Source organism: Arthrobacter sp. 05T444 (genome assembly GCF_056395905.1).
Window position 1 is genome coordinate 323496 of the sequence record NZ_JBFTKK010000001.1, and the last position, 14912, is coordinate 338407.

Genomic DNA, 14912 nt, shown 5'->3' on the forward strand with positions numbered 1-14912 from the left:
CGTCAGCACGGCTAGAACTTCTGGTCCTTGAGCGGGGCGAACCCTTTGCCCCGCAGGCCCGTCGAAAACGCCCGGAACCAGTCGGCCAGTCCACGGAAGTCACCGCGGCGCAGGAAATAGCCCAGGTATCCGCCAACGTCGGCAGTCAGGGACTTGATGCGGAAGTAGCGACGGATCAGATAGCCGCGGTTGCGGTAGTAGTAGTAGCGCTTGAACGCCGAGTCCGGAACAATCACGTGCCACCGGGCGCCGAAAACGTGCTTGGTTTCGGAGAACGCGTGGGGGTGGGTGATGGCCGCCGTCGTCACGGTGCCGAAACGGATGCCGGCCTTGCGCAGCCGAATGGTGAAGTCCACCTCGTCGCCCCGGATGAAGAGGCGCATGTCCGGCAGACCCACCTTGAAGAAAACATCCGAGCGGATCAGGGCGCCGTTGAAGAAGTGCCCGTCCTGTGGCAGGAACCCCACTTTCTCCAACGCGGCGCGGTCGTGGGTAACTTTGCCGTCCAGCCGGAAGAAGAAGGACAGCCGGTCAGGGTGGCCGGGCGCCACCACGAGCGGGACCACCGCGTCAAGCTCCCGGGACTCGGCCTCGCGGATCAGCGTGGCGAGGCATTCGGCGTCCGCCGGCTCGGCGTCATCGTCCATCATCCAGACCCAGTCCGCACCGCTGGCCACGGCCTTGAGGACGGCCAGGGAGAACCCGCCGGCCCCGCCAAGATTGGCTTCCGAACGGACATAGTCCACGTTGCCGTGCTGCTCAGCCACATCCCGGGCCGGCACAGTACCGCTGTCAACCAGGCAAATGGAGGCTACGGCAGCCGTCTGGCTGTTGATGGCCTTCAACAAGACGGCCAGCTCGCGGGGACGGTCAAACGTCACGGCGGCAACTGCGACCGACACTGACATTGCGGGTTCCTTTCAGCACTGCCGTCGGCAAGTTCCCCGCCGGCGATAGGCCGTGTGACGCGAAGCCATGTACCCGTTGGCGTTAGTATCTTGACTAGAGTCCACTGTAATACAGCCCTGTCAGGCACTATGCACTGCCTGTCTGTGCGCATGGCGCGACGGAGAAGTTTCATTTATTGCACGTCAGATCCACAGCTAACGAACCCCCATGGTCCCCCGAACCGAACCCCCGATCTGCGCCGGCATGATGCGCGGGCCGGTGACTGCCCGGGCGCCGGTTGGTCACCCCGACGCTTTTCGCACTGCGTTCGCGGGGAGGGGGCCACGCCATGATCATGTACCTGCTCATGATGCTGACTGCGGCGATGGTTTCTTACGGAGCCACCTGGGGTGCCCGCCTCATCGGCAACCGGCTTGAACTGTTCACGCCCATCCGCAGCCGGGACATGCATTCCAGCCCGGTGTCGCGGCTCGGCGGACTGGGGATCTTCGCGGGAGTGCTCGTCGCACTCGTAGTCGCCAGCCAGTCGTTCTTCGTCAAGGACATCTTTCGCCACAACGGGGCGCCGTGGGGTGTCCTCGCCGGTGCTGCCGTCATCGTGCTTGTCGGCATGGCCGACGACCTCCTCGACCTGCGCTGGTGGATCAAGCTGATCGGGCAGAGCATAGCCGCCCTGGTGGTGGCCATCTGGGGTGTCCGGATGACCATCATTCCGTTTGTCCCGGAACCCATACGCTTCGACTCGGACCTCATCAACGTGCTCCTCACAGCGGGTCTCATCGTTACCACGATGAACGCCTTCAACTTCATTGACGGCCTGGACGGCCTGGCCGCCGGCGTGGCGATCATCGGCGGGGCTGCCTTCTTCCTCACCGCCTACTGGGTCCACCGCAACGCTCCGCTGACGGACTTCTCCGACCTCGCCACTCTGCTGACGGCGATCCTTGTGGGCAGTTGCGCAGGCTTCCTGCCACACAACTGGTTCCCGTCGAAGATCTTCATGGGTGACTCGGGAGCCATGCTGATTGGCCTGCTCATGGCCTCGGCAGGTGTCGTCTCCACTGGCCAGATCACGTCCGGGCTTTATGACCGTGTGAACGGTATTCCCACAATCATCCCGATCCTGCTGCCTTTCGCAGTGCTTTTCCTTCCCCTGCTGGATCTTTGCCTTGCCGTGGTGCGGCGCACGGCCGTGGGGCGCTCGCCCTGGTCCGCCGACCGCGGACACCTGCACCACAAATTGATGGATATCGGATACTCGCACCGCACCGCGGTGATGCTGATGTACATGTGGACCGCCGTTCTGTCCTTCGGCGGCCTTGCCTTCGCCGTTTACCCCTGGCAGATTGTCCTTGCCGTGGACCTGGTAGCGACCTTGGCCATGGGGCTCATCACGGCATGGCCGTATTTGAGCCGCCGTGGCACCAATGCCCAGGGGTAGACCGCTGCTTTTCCGAATATTTCTATCTCGTGTAGAATTCAGGGGCAGGTCTTCCCTGCACAGAATCCACCCCTTGGGCCTGACGATTGGGATCGAATGACCTCCGACGCCGAGTCCGGACCTCCGTCCGGCAACGGAACCGTTGGTGTCTCCGGCCCCACACGGTCCCTCTGGCTCGGCCTGCTGGCACTCAGCTCGGCCGCTGCCGGAGCATCCCTGATCCTGACGGGCATTGTGGCCCTCATTTTCAACGGCTGGGTCGGCGTATTTTCGAGTTCCTTCGGCGGTCTGCTGGTGATGGCATTTTTTGCCATCAGCCTGCTGATCGGGCACTTTGTGGGCAGGAATAACCCCTCAGGTGCCATAGGCCTGTTCGTAGCGACGTATTTCGTCAAAGTCATTGGCTTTGCGGTGGTTCTTTTCGCTCTCGGCGCGCCCGAATGGCTTCACGGACGCTGGTTCCTCATCGGGGCAGTCGTCGCCGTGGTCGTGTGGCAAGCCGCCGAAATCTATGGTTTCAGCAGGGCCCGGCTGCAGATCTATAACGACCCCCAGCCCGATAGGGGCACTCCTGATGTCTAGGCGAAACCACACCGACAAAAATGCGTCCGGTGACCCTCGCAAAAGGACCGGAGCTCCTGGCGTGTCAGCCGAAAATGGTGACGGTGGTTACAACGCTGGAATCGCCGTATTTAGCTACATTGTTGGCGGAATCATCGTCTGGAGTTTGATAGGGTGGGGTCTGGATTATCTGTGGGGAACCCGCTGGATTGTGCTCGTAGGCGCTCTGCTTGGAGCTGCGGGAGGGTTCTATCTGTCCCATATGCATGGCCTCACCAGTTCGAGAAATCCAGCTGGTGGGAGCGGTGCAGCCAGCGGCCCGTCTGAGGATGGGAACAGTAATGCCAAATAATTTCACGAGGGGGAGGGCGAACATGAATCACGCCGGAACCCGACCAACGCCCAACGATGGACACTGCAGAGAGGAAACGCGTTGATCGCGCTTGCGCTCCCGGCCCAAAATTCAGGAGAGTTCACTCCTCCCGGAATTGAAGAAATGCACCTGCCGGCAATCCTGCCGTGGGGTGCGGCAGACGGATTCTCCAAGCAGATGCTGCTGGTAATCCTGTCCGTCGTCATTATCGCTACATTCTTTCTGCTAGCTGCGCGGAAGCAGCAGCTGGTTCCTGGCAAGCTGCAGTTCGCGGGTGAGATGGCCTATGGCTTCGTCCGCAACAGCATCGCCAAGGACATCATCGGCGGCAAAGACTTCATGAAGTACGTCCCGCTGCTGTTCAGCCTCTTCTTCTTCATCCTGGTGAACAACATCTACGGCGCGATCCCCGTGATCCAGCTCCCGAGCTTCTCCCATGTTGGCGGCGCGTACGTGCTGGCCGTCATCGTGTACATCACCTGGATCGCCATCGGTGTCAAGAAGAACGGCCTGAGGTACTTCAAGCTCGCCACCGTGCCGTCCGGAGTGCCGGTGTACATCCTTCCGATCGTTATCCCGATCGAGATCATCTCCAACTTCCTGGTCCGTCCGGTTACGCACAGCCTCCGTCTGTTTGCCACCATGCTGGCCGGCCACCTGATCGTCATGATCGCCGGTTCAGGAATCGAATACCTCGTCATGCAGGAGAACGTTCTGCTCAAGGGCACCTCTGTTCTCGTCCTTGCCGGCGCGATCGCCATGTACATGCTCGAAGCGCTCATAATGGCGCTGCAGGCCTATGTCTTCACCTTGCTGACGGCGATCTACATTGAAGGCGCACTCCACGCCGACAGCCACTAGGCACCCATAAACTTCCCCTCACGGGGATGAAGCAACCCAAACAACCTGCCACAGAGATGGCATCTTGAAAGGAAGAAAAATGGAAGGCTCCATCAACGGCTCCCTCAACCTCATCGGCTACGGCCTCTCCGCCATCGGCGGTGGTATCGGTGTGGGTCTCGTGTTCGCTGCTTACATCAACGGTGTGGCACGTCAGCCGGAAGCACAGCGCGTTCTGCAGCCGATCGCATTCCTCGGCCTTGCGCTGACTGAAGCCCTCGCCATCCTGGGCCTGGTCTTCGCTTTCGTTCTCAAGTAAACCTTCAGAACCAAGCGAACATTCAGAACCGAGTAGATAAGGACGGGTGAAAAATGAATCAGCTGATCATCTCAGCCGCCACCGCCGAGGCGGCTAACCCGCTCGTTCCCAATGTCTGGGAAATGGGCGTCGTCCTCGCCGGCTTTGCTGTCCTCTTTTTCATCGTGGTCAAGTTTGTTGTCCCGATGTTCGAGAAGACGTTCGCAGAGCGTGCCGAGGCCATCGAGGGCGGCATCGCCAAGGCTGAAAAGGCCCAGGCCGAGGCTTCCGCAGCACTCGAAGAGTACAAGCAGCAGCTCACCGACGCACGTGCAGAGGCCAACCGCATTCGCGAGGAAGCCCGTGCCGAAGGCGCCCTGATCCTTGCGGAGCTGAAGGAGAAGGCTGCGGCTGAGTCGGCGCGTATCACTGCGCAGGCACACGTACAGATCGAATCCGAGCGTCAGGCGGCCGTTGTGTCGTTGCGCTCAGAGGTGGGCACCCTTGCCACCACGCTGGCTGGCCGCATCGTTGGCGAGTCCCTTAGCGACGACGAGCGCGCGGCACGTGTCGTTGACCGCTTCCTGGCTGATCTGGAGAACCAGAACGCAGGTGTAGCAAAGTAATGGCAGGTGTATCGAGCGAATCGCTGACCAAGGCGCTGACCGAACTGGAAGCCAAGCTTCCGTTTGCATCGCTGCAGTTGGCAAAGGAACTCTTCGGAATCCTGGGAACGGTGGACAGCTCGGCTGGCTTGCGCCGCGCCCTGACTGACCCGTCCCGCAGCGGTGAGGAAAAGCCGGCGCTGATCAGGCAACTGTTCAGGGGCAAAGTCTCCGCTGAAGCTGTGGAGATCGCGGCCGGACTGGCCAGCTCACGCTGGGCATCGGCGCGAGACATCGGCGATGCACTCGAGACGCTTGCCGCAACGGTGGTCATCGCCGTTGCAGAAAACAAGTCGGCCGTTTCTGCCTCCGGCATCACCGGGCTGGAAGAACTTGAGAATGACCTTTTCTCATTCAACCAGGCCGTGGCTTCCAGCCACGAGGTGCAACGTGCTCTGTCTGAACCGCAGGCCAGCGCCGCAGCAAAGATCGCACTGGCCCAGAGAGTGGTTCCTGGCGCAAGCGAGGAAGCAAAGGTCCTCATCGGCCAGGCAGTGTCGCAGCCCCGCGGCATCAAGGCAACCAGGCTCGTCGGCCGTTTCGCCGAGCTTGCAGCCAAGCGCCAGCAGCGCTGGATTGCAACGGTCAGCGTCTCGCGTCCCCTTTCGGAGACGCAGACCAGCCGCCTGCATGCTGGGCTGAACTCCCTTTACGGGCGCGAGCTCCAGATCAACACGAAGGTTGATCCTTCGCTGATCGGCGGGATCCGCGTACAGGTGGGCGATGAAGTGCTCGACGCTTCTGTTCTCACCCGCCTGGGCGAGCTGCACCGCCAACTGGCCGGCTAGCCGGACAAGCACAACTTAACTGATAGAAACCCCGGTCATCGTGAGCAACGATGATCACGAAAACAGGAGAGCAGGGACTGCAGATGGCCGAATTGACCATCAACGCCGACGACGTCCGTAATGCGTTGAACGAGTTCGCGGCGTCCTACGAACCCGGAAACGCAGAGCGCGTAGAGGTCGGCCGTGTAACAACCGCAGGTGACGGCATCGCCCGTGTTGAGGGCCTTCCCTCGGTCATGGCGAACGAGCTGCTTCGCTTCGAAGACGGCACCCTGGGCCTCGCCCAGAACCTCGACGTCCGCGAGATCGGCGTCATTATCCTCGGTGACTTCACCGGGATCGAAGAAGGCCAGGAAGTCCACCGCACCGGACAGGTTCTGTCCGTGCCGGTTGGCGACGCCTTCCTTGGCCGCGTTGTCGACCCGCTGGGCGTTCCCATCGACGACCTCGGCGAGATCAGGGCCGAGACTACCCGTGCCCTGGAACTCCAGGCACCCGGCGTGACCCAGCGCAAGTCTGTGCACGAGCCGATGCAGACCGGCCTGAAGGCCATCGACGCCATGATCCCGATCGGCCGTGGCCAGCGCCAGCTGATCATCGGTGACCGCCAGACCGGCAAGTCCGCCATTGCCATCGACACCATCATTAACCAGAAGGCCAACTGGGCTTCCGGTGACGTGAAGAAGCAGGTTCGCTGCGTATACGTGGCAATCGGCCAGAAGGCTTCCACCATCGCGGCCATCCGCCAGACGCTCGAGGACAACGGCGCGCTGGAATACACCACGATCGTTGCCTCCCCGGCGTCCGACCCGGCCGGCTTCAAGTACCTGGCTCCCTACGCCGGTTCGGCCATCGGCCAGCACTGGATGTACGGCGGCAAGCACGTCCTCATCGTGTTCGATGATCTCTCCAAGCAGGCTGAGGCCTACCGTGCAGTATCGCTGCTGCTCCGTCGCCCGCCGGGACGCGAAGCCTACCCGGGCGACGTTTTCTACTTGCACTCCCGCCTCCTGGAGCGTTGTGCCAAGCTCTCCGACGAGCTCGGCGCCGGCTCGATGACCGGCCTGCCGCTCATCGAAACCAAAGCGAACGACGTCTCGGCGTACATCCCGACCAACGTGATCTCCATTACCGATGGCCAGATCTTCCTGCAGTCGGACCTCTTCAACGCCAACCAGCGTCCTGCTGTTGACGTTGGTGTCTCGGTGTCACGCGTTGGCGGTGCCGCACAGGTCAAGTCCATGAAGAAGGTCTCCGGTACTTTGAAGCTGGACCTGGCCCAGTACCGCGACATGCAGGCGTTCGCGATGTTTGCGTCCGACCTCGACGCCGCATCCCGCCAGCAGCTGACCCGCGGTGCGCGCCTGATGGAACTGCTCAAGCAGGGCCAGTACTCGCCGTTCCCGGTTGAGGACCAGGTCGTGTCCATCTGGGCGGGAACCCAGGGCCACCTGGACGACGTTCCGGTTGAGGACATCAGCCGCTTCGAGTCCGAGTTCCTGGAGCACCTGAAGCACAAGTCCTCCATCCTCACCACGCTGGCTCAGACCAACGTTCTGGATGATGACACCGCCGCGGCGCTGAAGAACGCGATCGTCGACTTCAAGAAGGGCTTCTTCGGCGAAGGCGACAACCATCTGGTAGGCGCTGGCCACGAGGAGCATGAAGCCATCTCCGAGGGCCAGGTCGACCAGGAAAAAATCGTCAGGCAGAAGCGCTAGTTTCGCTGGCAGGGACTGCCGGAACCCTTCAAGGTTCCGGCAGTCCCGGCCATCGGGATCTTAGGAAAGGATAAGTATGGGAGCCCAGATTCGGGTCTACCGCCAGAAGATTGCCTCGACGACGTCGATGCGCAAGATCTTCAAGGCGATGGAACTGATCGCTACCTCGCGCATCGGCAAGGCCCGCGCACGCGTAGCAGCTTCACTGCCTTACGCGAACGCGATCACCCGCGCCGTTTCTGCCGTTGCAAGCCAGAGCGAAATCGATCACCCTCTGACCACCGAGCCGGAGAACATCCGCCGGGCCGCAGTCCTGGTCATCACTTCGGACCGTGGACTGGCAGGTTCGTATTCGGCGAGCGTACTCAAGCAGGCCGAAGGCCTGAACGAGCTGCTCCGCGCCGACGGCAAGGAAGTCACGACCTACCTGGTCGGCCGCAAGGCACAGGCGTACTTCGACTTCCGGGGCCGCCCCTATGGACGGGTCTGGACCGGTGGCACTGATGCTCCAGAGTTTGAGACCGCCCGGGAAATCGGTACGGCGCTGCTGGAGGATTTCGCGACCGACTTCGAAGAGGGCGGCGTGGACGAGATCCACGTTGTCTACACCCGGTTCAAGTCCATGGTCACCCAGGAGCCGACGGTCATTCGTCTTCTTCCGCTCGAAGTCGTCGAAGAGCATCCTGTCTCCGAATCGGAGCTGCTGCCCTTGTATGAGTTCGAGCCGGAGTCGGAGCAGGTCCTCAATGCTCTGCTGCCGAGGTACATCGAATCACGGATTTTTGCGGCCATGTTGCAGGCAGCAGCTTCCGAGCTCGCAGCCCGTCAGCGGGCGATGAAGTCTGCCGGTGACAACGCCACGGACCTCATCAAGAAGTACACGCGTCTGCGCAACACCGCCCGCCAGGCCGAAATTACGCAGGAGCTTTCCGAAATTGTGGCTGGCGCCGACGCCTTGAATGCGTCCTAGCCAGTACGGTTCCGGATCCAGCTGTATACCTGCACCAAAGATAAACTTAACCCCCACGCCATCTACTGAGTGAAGTGAGAGAGATGACTGCCACCGCTACCGAACACGTAGCCGCAACGTCCGGTGCCACCGGCCGTATTGCCCGTGTTATTGGCCCGGTTGTCGACGTCGAATTCCCGGCTGACGCAATCCCCTCGATTTACAACGCACTCACCACGGAGATTACTCTCAACGGTGAGACCAAGACCATCACGTTCGAGGTCGCCCTGCACCTGGGCGACAACCTCATTCGCGCCATCTCCCTGCAGGCTACCGACGGACTCGTCCGCGGCACCAACGTAGTGGACACCGGCTCGCCCATCACCGTGCCCGTCGGCGACGGCGTGAAGGGCCACATCTTCAACGTCCTCGGCAAGCCGCTGGATGTTGACGAGTCCGAGATCCAGGCTTCGGACCACTGGGCCATCCACCGCAAGGCCCCGGCCTTCGCAACCCTTGAAGGCTCCACCGAGATGCTGGAAACCGGCATCAAGGTGATCGACCTCCTCACCCCGTACATCAAGGGTGGAAAGATCGGCCTGTTCGGTGGCGCCGGTGTTGGCAAGACCGTGCTGATCCAGGAAATGATCACCCGTGTTGCCCGCAACTTCGGTGGCACCTCGGTCTTCGCCGGCGTCGGCGAGCGTACGCGTGAAGGTAACGACCTCTGGGTTGAAATGGAAGAGGCCGGCGTTCTGAAGGACACCGCCCTTGTCTTCGGCCAGATGGACGAGCCGCCGGGAACGCGTCTTCGCGTGGCGCTGTCCGCACTGACCATGGCGGAGTACTTCCGCGATGTGCAGAACCAGGACGTGCTGCTCTTCATCGACAACATCTTCCGCTTCACTCAGGCAGGTTCCGAGGTCTCCACCCTCCTCGGCCGCATGCCTTCCGCTGTGGGTTACCAGCCGAACCTGGCCGACGAGATGGGTCTCCTCCAGGAGCGCATCACGTCCACCAAGGGCCACTCCATCACCTCGATGCAGGCCATCTACGTTCCCGCAGATGACTACACCGACCCGGCGCCGGCCACCACCTTCGCACACCTCGACGCGACCACGGAACTTTCCCGTGAAATCGCCTCCCGTGGTCTGTACCCGGCAGTGGATCCGCTGACGTCGACCTCCCGAATCCTGGACCCCCAGTACATCGGCAAGGATCACTACAACACGGCTGTCCGCGTGAAGCAGATCCTGCAGAAGAACAAGGAACTCCAGGACATCATCGCCATTCTCGGCGTTGACGAACTCTCTGAGGAAGACAAGATCGTCGTGTCGCGTGCACGCCGCATCCAGCAGTTCCTGTCGCAGAACACCTACACCGCCAAGCAGTTCACCGGCGTCGAAGGTTCCACCGTTTCCATCAAGGACACCGTTGAGGGCTTCACCGCCATCTGCGACGGCGAACTCGACCACATCGCAGAGCAGGCGTTCTTCAACGTCGGCGGCCTGGATGACGTTGAGCGCCAGTGGGCCAAGATCCAGGAACAGACCAAGTAATATGGCTGAGCTTGAGGTTGAGATTGTCGCAGCGGACCACTTCGTGTGGTCCGGAGCGGCCAAGATGGTCAAGGCCCGCACCAGCGATGGTGAAATCGGAATCCTGCCCGGCCACTCGCCCCTGCTGGCGATTCTGGCCGAAGGTGAAATGGCTATTGAGCCGGTTTCCGGTGACCGCATCGCTGTAGTTGTTGACGGCGGATTCTTCTCCGTCGACAACAACCGCGTGGTTATTGTTGCTGACAACGCCCAGCTGGGTGACGCGGCCACTGCGGGGATCCGCTAGCACGACCTTGATGGACGTTACTGGTTTTCCGTTCATCGCCTTAGCAACCGCCTTTGCGTTGCTGATTTTCACGCTGTGCCTTTTCGGGGTGCGCCGCTTCAACCTGCGGCGCGCCCTGGGCACGGTTGACGCCTCCATTTGCACGGCTGGAAAGAGCTGGCAGATGGGGGTTTGTCGTTATCAGGACAATGAGCTGGAGTGGTTCAAGCTGCTCTCGCTGAGCGTCCGTCCCCGTCACCGCTTCACCCGCAGTTCCCTGGAACTGCTGGGGCGGCGCCAGCCCACCGAGGCCGAGCTGGTCAAGGTGCCGCCCGACGTCGTGATCGTGGAGCTGAAGTACGAGGGGCACGATGTTTTCCTGGCCATGAAGTTTGACGCCTATACCGGCCTTTCTTCCTGGCTTGAAGCCGGCCCGGTCATTGGCGTTGGAACGTGGCGCTGACTGCTGCCCTCCGAATCTTTCAGATCCTGAAATATTTGTGACACAAAAAATGATCCCCGGCACGAATGCCGAGGATCATTCTTTTCAAGGCGATTCCCCGCAGGGAATAGAAACCTCGATTAGACCAGTGTTACACCGGTAGCCTGGGGGCCCTTGGCGCCCTGACCGATCTCGAACTGAACGCGCTGGTTCTCGTCGAGGGTCTTGAAGCCACCCGTCTGGATCTCAGAGTAGTGAACGAAGACATCGCCATCGGAGTCGTCCGGGGTGATGAAGCCGAAGCCCTTTTCAGCGTTGAACCACTTGACGGTTCCCTGTGCCATTTATTTCTCCTCATTGTGGAACTAATTTAAGGCCAGCACACTTCGTACTGGTCTTGGTCACTCCGCGAGAAGAATCCTGGCAGCAGCCCCGGTCAGACCGGAAATGCGTTGCAGGAGCTTCGCGCTCGCAACATGTCTTGCGAGCATGAAAAAACACCTACACAAAGACTGATCTAAGAATTTCATGACAGTACGGTCTGGTCAACGGGAAAAACGCAGAATCGGACAAAATTTGGGCAAATCCCAAGTAAACGCCTGATCACCGAGGCGACACCTGTCCGGCGGACCTCAGAAGAGCCGGGATTCGATGTCATCCACGCCGCGCATGGCGTCGTAATCCAGCGTGATGCAGTCGATGCCGCGGTCCTTCGCTAGCACCCGGGCCTGCGGCTTGATCTGCTGCGCGGCGAAAATCCCCCGGACAGGTGCCAGCAGCGGGTCACGGTTCAGCAGTTCAAGGTACCGGGTCAGCTGCTCGACGCCATCGATGTCGCCGCGGCGCTTGAGCTCGATGGCCACTGTGGCACCGTCTGAGTCCCGTGCCAGGATGTCCACCGGACCGATTGCCGTGAAGTACTCCCGGCGGATGAGCGAGAAACCCGTGCCGAGTGTTTCGATCTGCTCGGCCAGCAGCCGCTGCAGGTCTGCCTCGACCCCGTCCTTGATGAGCCCGGGGTCCTGGCCCAGCTCATGGGACGTGTCGTGGAGCTGTTCATGGATGTTGATGATCAGCCTGTCGTCCGTCTTGGCGGACTGGACGGTCCACTGTTCAACGACCCCCACCTCGACGTCTGTTTCGTCGGGTGACGAGACGCGCAGCGTGGCGGGAGGGCTCATCCAGTTCAGCGGCTTGTAGGAGCCGCCGTCGGAATGGACCAGCACAGAGCCGTCGGCCTTCACCAGGAGGAGCCTCGTGGCGAGGGGCAGATGGGCTTTGAGCCGGCCAACATAATCAACAGAACAACGGGCTATGACAAGACGCACGCCGTACACACTACCGCGTTGGCAGGACCACCGGGCACCGCGGGCGGGCGGTTCCGGGGCAAGGGAGTAGCGGCGCCTGGGGCAGAATGGAAGCATGCCGCGTTCGAACCGACCCCGCCGTACCTCAGCAGGGCGTTCCTCGTCCGGAAAGCCCGCAGCGGGAGGCAAACGCGGTTCGGGGCCAGTCCCCGAGCTTGACCTCGAGCGGGCCAGGGCAGGCATTGCCCGGCGGGAAAGCGCCCCGGACGGCGAGTGGGTCGTCCGCACGATGACGGCCCGCAATGCCGAGAAAGCCTACATCTGCCCGGGCTGCTCCACCGCCGTGCAGGCGGGGGTGGCCCATCTGGTGGTGTGGGCCGACGACCACCTGTTCGGTGCCGAGGCGGGCCTGTCCGAGCGCCGTCACTGGCACACCAACTGCTGGACGTCGCGCAACTTCCGTTACCGCTGACCGGACGGCAGCGGCCGGAAGCGGCAGCAGGCTGCGGCCGGGGAGCCGGCAGGGGCATAGTGGCCCCCGGCGGAAGCTAAGCTGATACGCATGACTTTTGACCCGTCGTCGTACGTTTTCAGCCAGCCGTCGGAAGCGGCGGCGATCCGCGCCTCAACGGTGCTGCCCGCCCGCCGCGAAAACATCGAAATCCATACCGAGGACGGCCGGACGCTCGTGGGCGAGCTTGCGGTGCCGGAGTCGGGGGAGATCACAGCGACCCTGATCACGCTGCATCCTTTGCCCACGCATGGCGGTTTCATGGACTCCCACGTCTACCGGAAGGCCTCGTACCGGCTGCCTGCGCTGGCCGGCGTAGCAGTGCTGCGCTTCAACACCCGGGGGACGTCGTCGCCGCGGGGCACCAGCGAGGGCGCGTTCGAAGAAGGCATCGGGGAACGCTATGACGTGGAGGCGGCGGTACGGTTCGCCGTCGAGAGGGGACTCCCAAACCGCTGGCTCGTGGGTTGGTCGTTCGGAACCGAACTTGCGCTCATGTACGGCGCCGTTGAGCCGGTGGCCTCGCAGGTGGAAGGTGCAGTGCTCCTGTCGCCCCCGCTGCACCGGGCCACTGACGTGCACCTGAAGCAGTGGGCGGCTTCGGGCAAGCCACTCACCGTACTCGTGCCCGAGCACGACGACTACCTCCGGCCGGCCGCCGCCGCTGAGCGGTTCGGCGTTGTGCCCCAGGCGCGGGTAGTGGGGGTCGACGGCGCCAAGCACCTTTGGGTGGGGGAGAAGCATGCCGCGCGGGTGCTGAATGAGATCGTTGACGACGTGACGCACGACGGTTCCGGCGCCGCCGGACTTCCCCAGGAATGGAACGGACCGGTGGCGACGGCGACCGCTTAGGCGGTGACGCCGGGCTGACAGCCTGAGGCTTATCCGGCTAGTGCTTGTCCTGGCGGACGATGTAGATCTCTTTGAGGAGGAGAAGGATGGCGGCCGCCGTCGGGATGGCGATCAGCGCCCCCAGCACGCCGAGGATGCTGCCGCCGGCAATCACGGAGATCACGGCCACCGCACCGGGCACGGCGACGGCTTTCTGCATGATGCGGGGCGATATGAAGTAGGCCTCAAACTGCAGGTAGGCGAAGTAGCAGATGGCGTACGCGACCGCAGACTGCCAGCCCAGGGTGAGGGTAATCAGTGTGACCACTACGCCCGCGATCATTCCGCCCACCAGCGGGATGAATGCCAGCAGCGCCACCACGAATGCGAGCAGCACGGCGAATGGAACGCCGATGATGGACATCACGATGAAGGCGAACGTGGCGTTCAGGAGGGCAACCACGGCCTGGCCGATCACGTAGTTACCCACGGAACGGGTGATCTCTTCCGACAGGGCCTCAACCCTGGCCCGACGGGACCGCGGAGCGAGCCGGTACCCCCACTTCTTCATTGCAGGCAGGGCGGCGAGGAAGTACAGGCTAAGCACCAGCACGATCAGCGTCCCGAAGAGGCCATTCGCCACGGTGGAGCCGAAACCCACAACGCCGCCGAAAATGCCGCCCATGGCCTCAGGATTCTTGACGAACTTATCCAGCTCCTCGTTGATGCGGTCGCGCACTCCGAACTGGTTGTCGACGGTGCGGAAGAAGTCGGAATCGACGAAGTCCCGGACCCAGACTGGCGCCTGCTTAACGAGCTCTGTCACCTGCTCGACGATGGTGGGGATGAGGGTGGCAAAGAACCCTACGACCGCCAGAACCAGGACAGAGACTGCCAGCACGATGCCTGCGGGCCGGGGGATTTTGTGCGTCTCCAGCCAGCGCACCACCGGATCAAGTCCTAATGCTATAAAGAGGGCTGCCACGATCCAGAGCAGGAGCTGGGTGGTGTTCGAACCGATCCAGTACACCAGGAGGGCAAGCCCGACGCCCACGGTGCCCATGAACCCCATGTACAGGGGGTGCTGTGCCGAGATCCGGGGACCGGGAGCGCCGAATCGGGCGGTGTCCCCGGCGCCGGGCGTCTCAGCCTCGATGCTGTCCAGGTGCTCCGGAGGCATTTCGAACCGGAGTCTTGGCTGCGCGCCCGGAATGGGCTGGCGCAGCCGTTTCAGCACCGCTCCAAGAGCGGCCGGGCGGGCCCTTGTCCGGTGTGCCTTCTGGGGCTCGGCCGGCGCGCCGGGAGCGCCCTGGGGGGAGTCGGCGTTGGGCAGGTCTTCCGGGCCGCGCATGGACGGATCCGTGTGTTCAGTCACTGCTTTTAATGCCTTTTCCGTCTGTGGCGCCGCGGCTGCGGGCCGGGTGTGATGATCATCGCAAACACTATCAGCAG

General features: G+C 62.2%; 18 protein-coding genes. 14 read left to right on the forward strand and 4 right to left on the reverse strand.

Features of this window, described 5'->3' with window-relative positions:
- Positions 1-11: 11 nt before the first annotated feature.
- Positions 12-908, reverse strand: a complete 897-nt coding sequence (locus AC1DD3_RS01450) for a glycosyltransferase (RefSeq protein ID WP_230116910.1) — start codon at positions 906-908, stop codon at positions 12-14.
- 329 nt (positions 909-1237) lie between these two features.
- On the opposite strand from AC1DD3_RS01450, the gene AC1DD3_RS01455 reads away from it, so the two are divergent.
- From AC1DD3_RS01455 to AC1DD3_RS01510, 12 genes are all read left to right on the forward strand, one after another.
- On the forward strand, positions 1238-2350 hold the full coding sequence (locus tag AC1DD3_RS01455; protein WP_476880808.1) for an MraY family glycosyltransferase: 1113 nt from the start codon (positions 1238-1240) through the stop codon (positions 2348-2350).
- A gap of 96 nt (positions 2351-2446) precedes the next feature.
- Complete coding sequence (locus AC1DD3_RS01460) at positions 2447-2932, forward strand: hypothetical protein (RefSeq protein WP_476874693.1); 486 nt, start codon at positions 2447-2449, stop codon at positions 2930-2932.
- The gene (locus AC1DD3_RS01465) at positions 2925-3263 is read left to right on the forward strand and encodes an AtpZ/AtpI family protein (RefSeq protein WP_230116907.1); all 339 of its coding nucleotides are present in this window, start codon (positions 2925-2927) and stop codon (positions 3261-3263) included. The genes AC1DD3_RS01460 and AC1DD3_RS01465 overlap by 8 nt, the downstream gene beginning before the upstream one ends.
- Positions 3264-3344: 81 nt before the next feature.
- Positions 3345-4145, forward strand: coding sequence for a F0F1 ATP synthase subunit A (gene atpB / locus AC1DD3_RS01470; RefSeq protein WP_230116906.1), 801 nt, complete (start codon positions 3345-3347; stop codon positions 4143-4145).
- Positions 4146-4224: 79 nt separating this feature from the next.
- Positions 4225-4443: an ATP synthase F0 subunit C gene (gene atpE / locus AC1DD3_RS01475; RefSeq protein WP_003804776.1), complete on the forward strand. Its 219-nt coding sequence runs from the start codon at positions 4225-4227 to the stop codon at positions 4441-4443.
- Positions 4444-4496: 53 nt separating this feature from the next.
- Positions 4497-5048, forward strand: coding sequence for a F0F1 ATP synthase subunit B (locus AC1DD3_RS01480; protein WP_230116905.1), 552 nt, complete (start codon positions 4497-4499; stop codon positions 5046-5048).
- Positions 5048-5875, forward strand: coding sequence for a F0F1 ATP synthase subunit delta (locus tag AC1DD3_RS01485; RefSeq protein WP_230116904.1), 828 nt, complete (start codon positions 5048-5050; stop codon positions 5873-5875). Before AC1DD3_RS01480 ends, AC1DD3_RS01485 begins: the two co-directional genes overlap by 1 nt.
- 83 nt (positions 5876-5958) lie before the next feature.
- Positions 5959-7596 (forward strand): F0F1 ATP synthase subunit alpha, encoded by a 1638-nt coding sequence (gene atpA, locus AC1DD3_RS01490; RefSeq protein ID WP_476880858.1) that lies wholly within the window; start codon positions 5959-5961, stop codon positions 7594-7596.
- Positions 7597-7672: 76 nt separating this feature from the next.
- A complete protein-coding gene (locus AC1DD3_RS01495; RefSeq protein ID WP_230116903.1) occupies positions 7673-8566 on the forward strand; it encodes a F0F1 ATP synthase subunit gamma in 894 nt (297 codons plus the stop codon).
- Between the two features lie 83 nt (positions 8567-8649).
- Complete coding sequence (gene atpD, locus AC1DD3_RS01500; protein WP_209743680.1) at positions 8650-10104, forward strand: F0F1 ATP synthase subunit beta; 1455 nt, start codon at positions 8650-8652, stop codon at positions 10102-10104.
- 1 nt (position 10105) lies between these two features.
- Positions 10106-10390: a F0F1 ATP synthase subunit epsilon gene (locus tag AC1DD3_RS01505; protein WP_205653639.1), complete on the forward strand. Its 285-nt coding sequence runs from the start codon at positions 10106-10108 to the stop codon at positions 10388-10390.
- A gap of 10 nt (positions 10391-10400) precedes the next feature.
- A complete protein-coding gene (locus AC1DD3_RS01510) occupies positions 10401-10832 on the forward strand; it encodes a DUF2550 domain-containing protein (RefSeq protein ID WP_230117050.1) in 432 nt (143 codons plus the stop codon).
- Between the two features lie 119 nt (positions 10833-10951).
- Here the strand turns inward: AC1DD3_RS01510 and AC1DD3_RS01515 are convergent, their stop codons facing one another.
- Together AC1DD3_RS01515 and nucS are read right to left on the reverse strand one after the other, a co-directional pair.
- Entirely contained in the window at positions 10952-11155 is a 204-nt protein-coding gene (locus AC1DD3_RS01515) for a cold-shock protein (RefSeq protein ID WP_011692441.1), read from the reverse strand.
- A 288-nt stretch (positions 11156-11443) separates the two neighbouring features.
- Entirely contained in the window at positions 11444-12139 is a 696-nt protein-coding gene (gene nucS / locus AC1DD3_RS01520) for an endonuclease NucS (RefSeq protein WP_476874696.1), read from the reverse strand.
- 94 nt (positions 12140-12233) lie between these two features.
- Between nucS and AC1DD3_RS01525 the strand changes: the two genes are divergently transcribed.
- Together AC1DD3_RS01525 and AC1DD3_RS01530 are read left to right on the forward strand one after the other, a co-directional pair.
- Positions 12234-12590 carry an ATP/GTP-binding protein gene (locus AC1DD3_RS01525; protein ID WP_230116901.1) on the forward strand — a complete coding sequence of 119 codons (357 nt, stop codon included), beginning with the start codon at positions 12234-12236 and terminating at the stop codon, positions 12588-12590.
- 90 nt (positions 12591-12680) lie between these two features.
- Positions 12681-13481, forward strand: coding sequence for an alpha/beta hydrolase (locus AC1DD3_RS01530; RefSeq protein ID WP_476874697.1), 801 nt, complete (start codon positions 12681-12683; stop codon positions 13479-13481).
- A gap of 37 nt (positions 13482-13518) precedes the next feature.
- Here the strand turns inward: AC1DD3_RS01530 and AC1DD3_RS01535 are convergent, their stop codons facing one another.
- On the reverse strand, positions 13519-14835 hold the full coding sequence (locus tag AC1DD3_RS01535; protein ID WP_476880809.1) for an AI-2E family transporter: 1317 nt from the start codon (positions 14833-14835) through the stop codon (positions 13519-13521).
- Positions 14836-14912: the final 77 nt, after the last annotated feature.

Bases quoted from the DNA above. Each gene is read 5' to 3' on its own strand.
- AC1DD3_RS01450 (WP_230116910.1), bottom strand. From the start codon at position 908: ATGTCAGTGTCGGTCGCAGTTGCCGCCGTGACGTTTGACCGTCCCCGC.
- AC1DD3_RS01455 (WP_476880808.1), top strand. From the start codon at position 1,238: ATGATCATGTACCTGCTCATGATGCTGACTGCGGCGATGGTTTCTTAC.
- AC1DD3_RS01460 (WP_476874693.1), top strand. From the start codon at position 2,447: ATGACCTCCGACGCCGAGTCCGGACCTCCGTCCGGCAACGGAACCGTT.
- AC1DD3_RS01465 (WP_230116907.1), top strand. From the start codon at position 2,925: ATGTCTAGGCGAAACCACACCGACAAAAATGCGTCCGGTGACCCTCGC.
- atpE (WP_003804776.1), top strand. From the start codon at position 4,225: ATGGAAGGCTCCATCAACGGCTCCCTCAACCTCATCGGCTACGGCCTC.
- AC1DD3_RS01480 (WP_230116905.1), top strand. From the start codon at position 4,497: ATGAATCAGCTGATCATCTCAGCCGCCACCGCCGAGGCGGCTAACCCG.
- AC1DD3_RS01485 (WP_230116904.1), top strand. From the start codon at position 5,048: ATGGCAGGTGTATCGAGCGAATCGCTGACCAAGGCGCTGACCGAACTG.
- atpA (WP_476880858.1), top strand. From the start codon at position 5,959: ATGGCCGAATTGACCATCAACGCCGACGACGTCCGTAATGCGTTGAAC.
- AC1DD3_RS01495 (WP_230116903.1), top strand. From the start codon at position 7,673: ATGGGAGCCCAGATTCGGGTCTACCGCCAGAAGATTGCCTCGACGACG.
- atpD (WP_209743680.1), top strand. From the start codon at position 8,650: ATGACTGCCACCGCTACCGAACACGTAGCCGCAACGTCCGGTGCCACC.
- AC1DD3_RS01505 (WP_205653639.1), top strand. From the start codon at position 10,106: ATGGCTGAGCTTGAGGTTGAGATTGTCGCAGCGGACCACTTCGTGTGG.
- AC1DD3_RS01510 (WP_230117050.1), top strand. From the start codon at position 10,401: ATGGACGTTACTGGTTTTCCGTTCATCGCCTTAGCAACCGCCTTTGCG.
- AC1DD3_RS01515 (WP_011692441.1), bottom strand. From the start codon at position 11,155: ATGGCACAGGGAACCGTCAAGTGGTTCAACGCTGAAAAGGGCTTCGGC.
- AC1DD3_RS01525 (WP_230116901.1), top strand. From the start codon at position 12,234: ATGCCGCGTTCGAACCGACCCCGCCGTACCTCAGCAGGGCGTTCCTCG.
- AC1DD3_RS01530 (WP_476874697.1), top strand. From the start codon at position 12,681: ATGACTTTTGACCCGTCGTCGTACGTTTTCAGCCAGCCGTCGGAAGCG.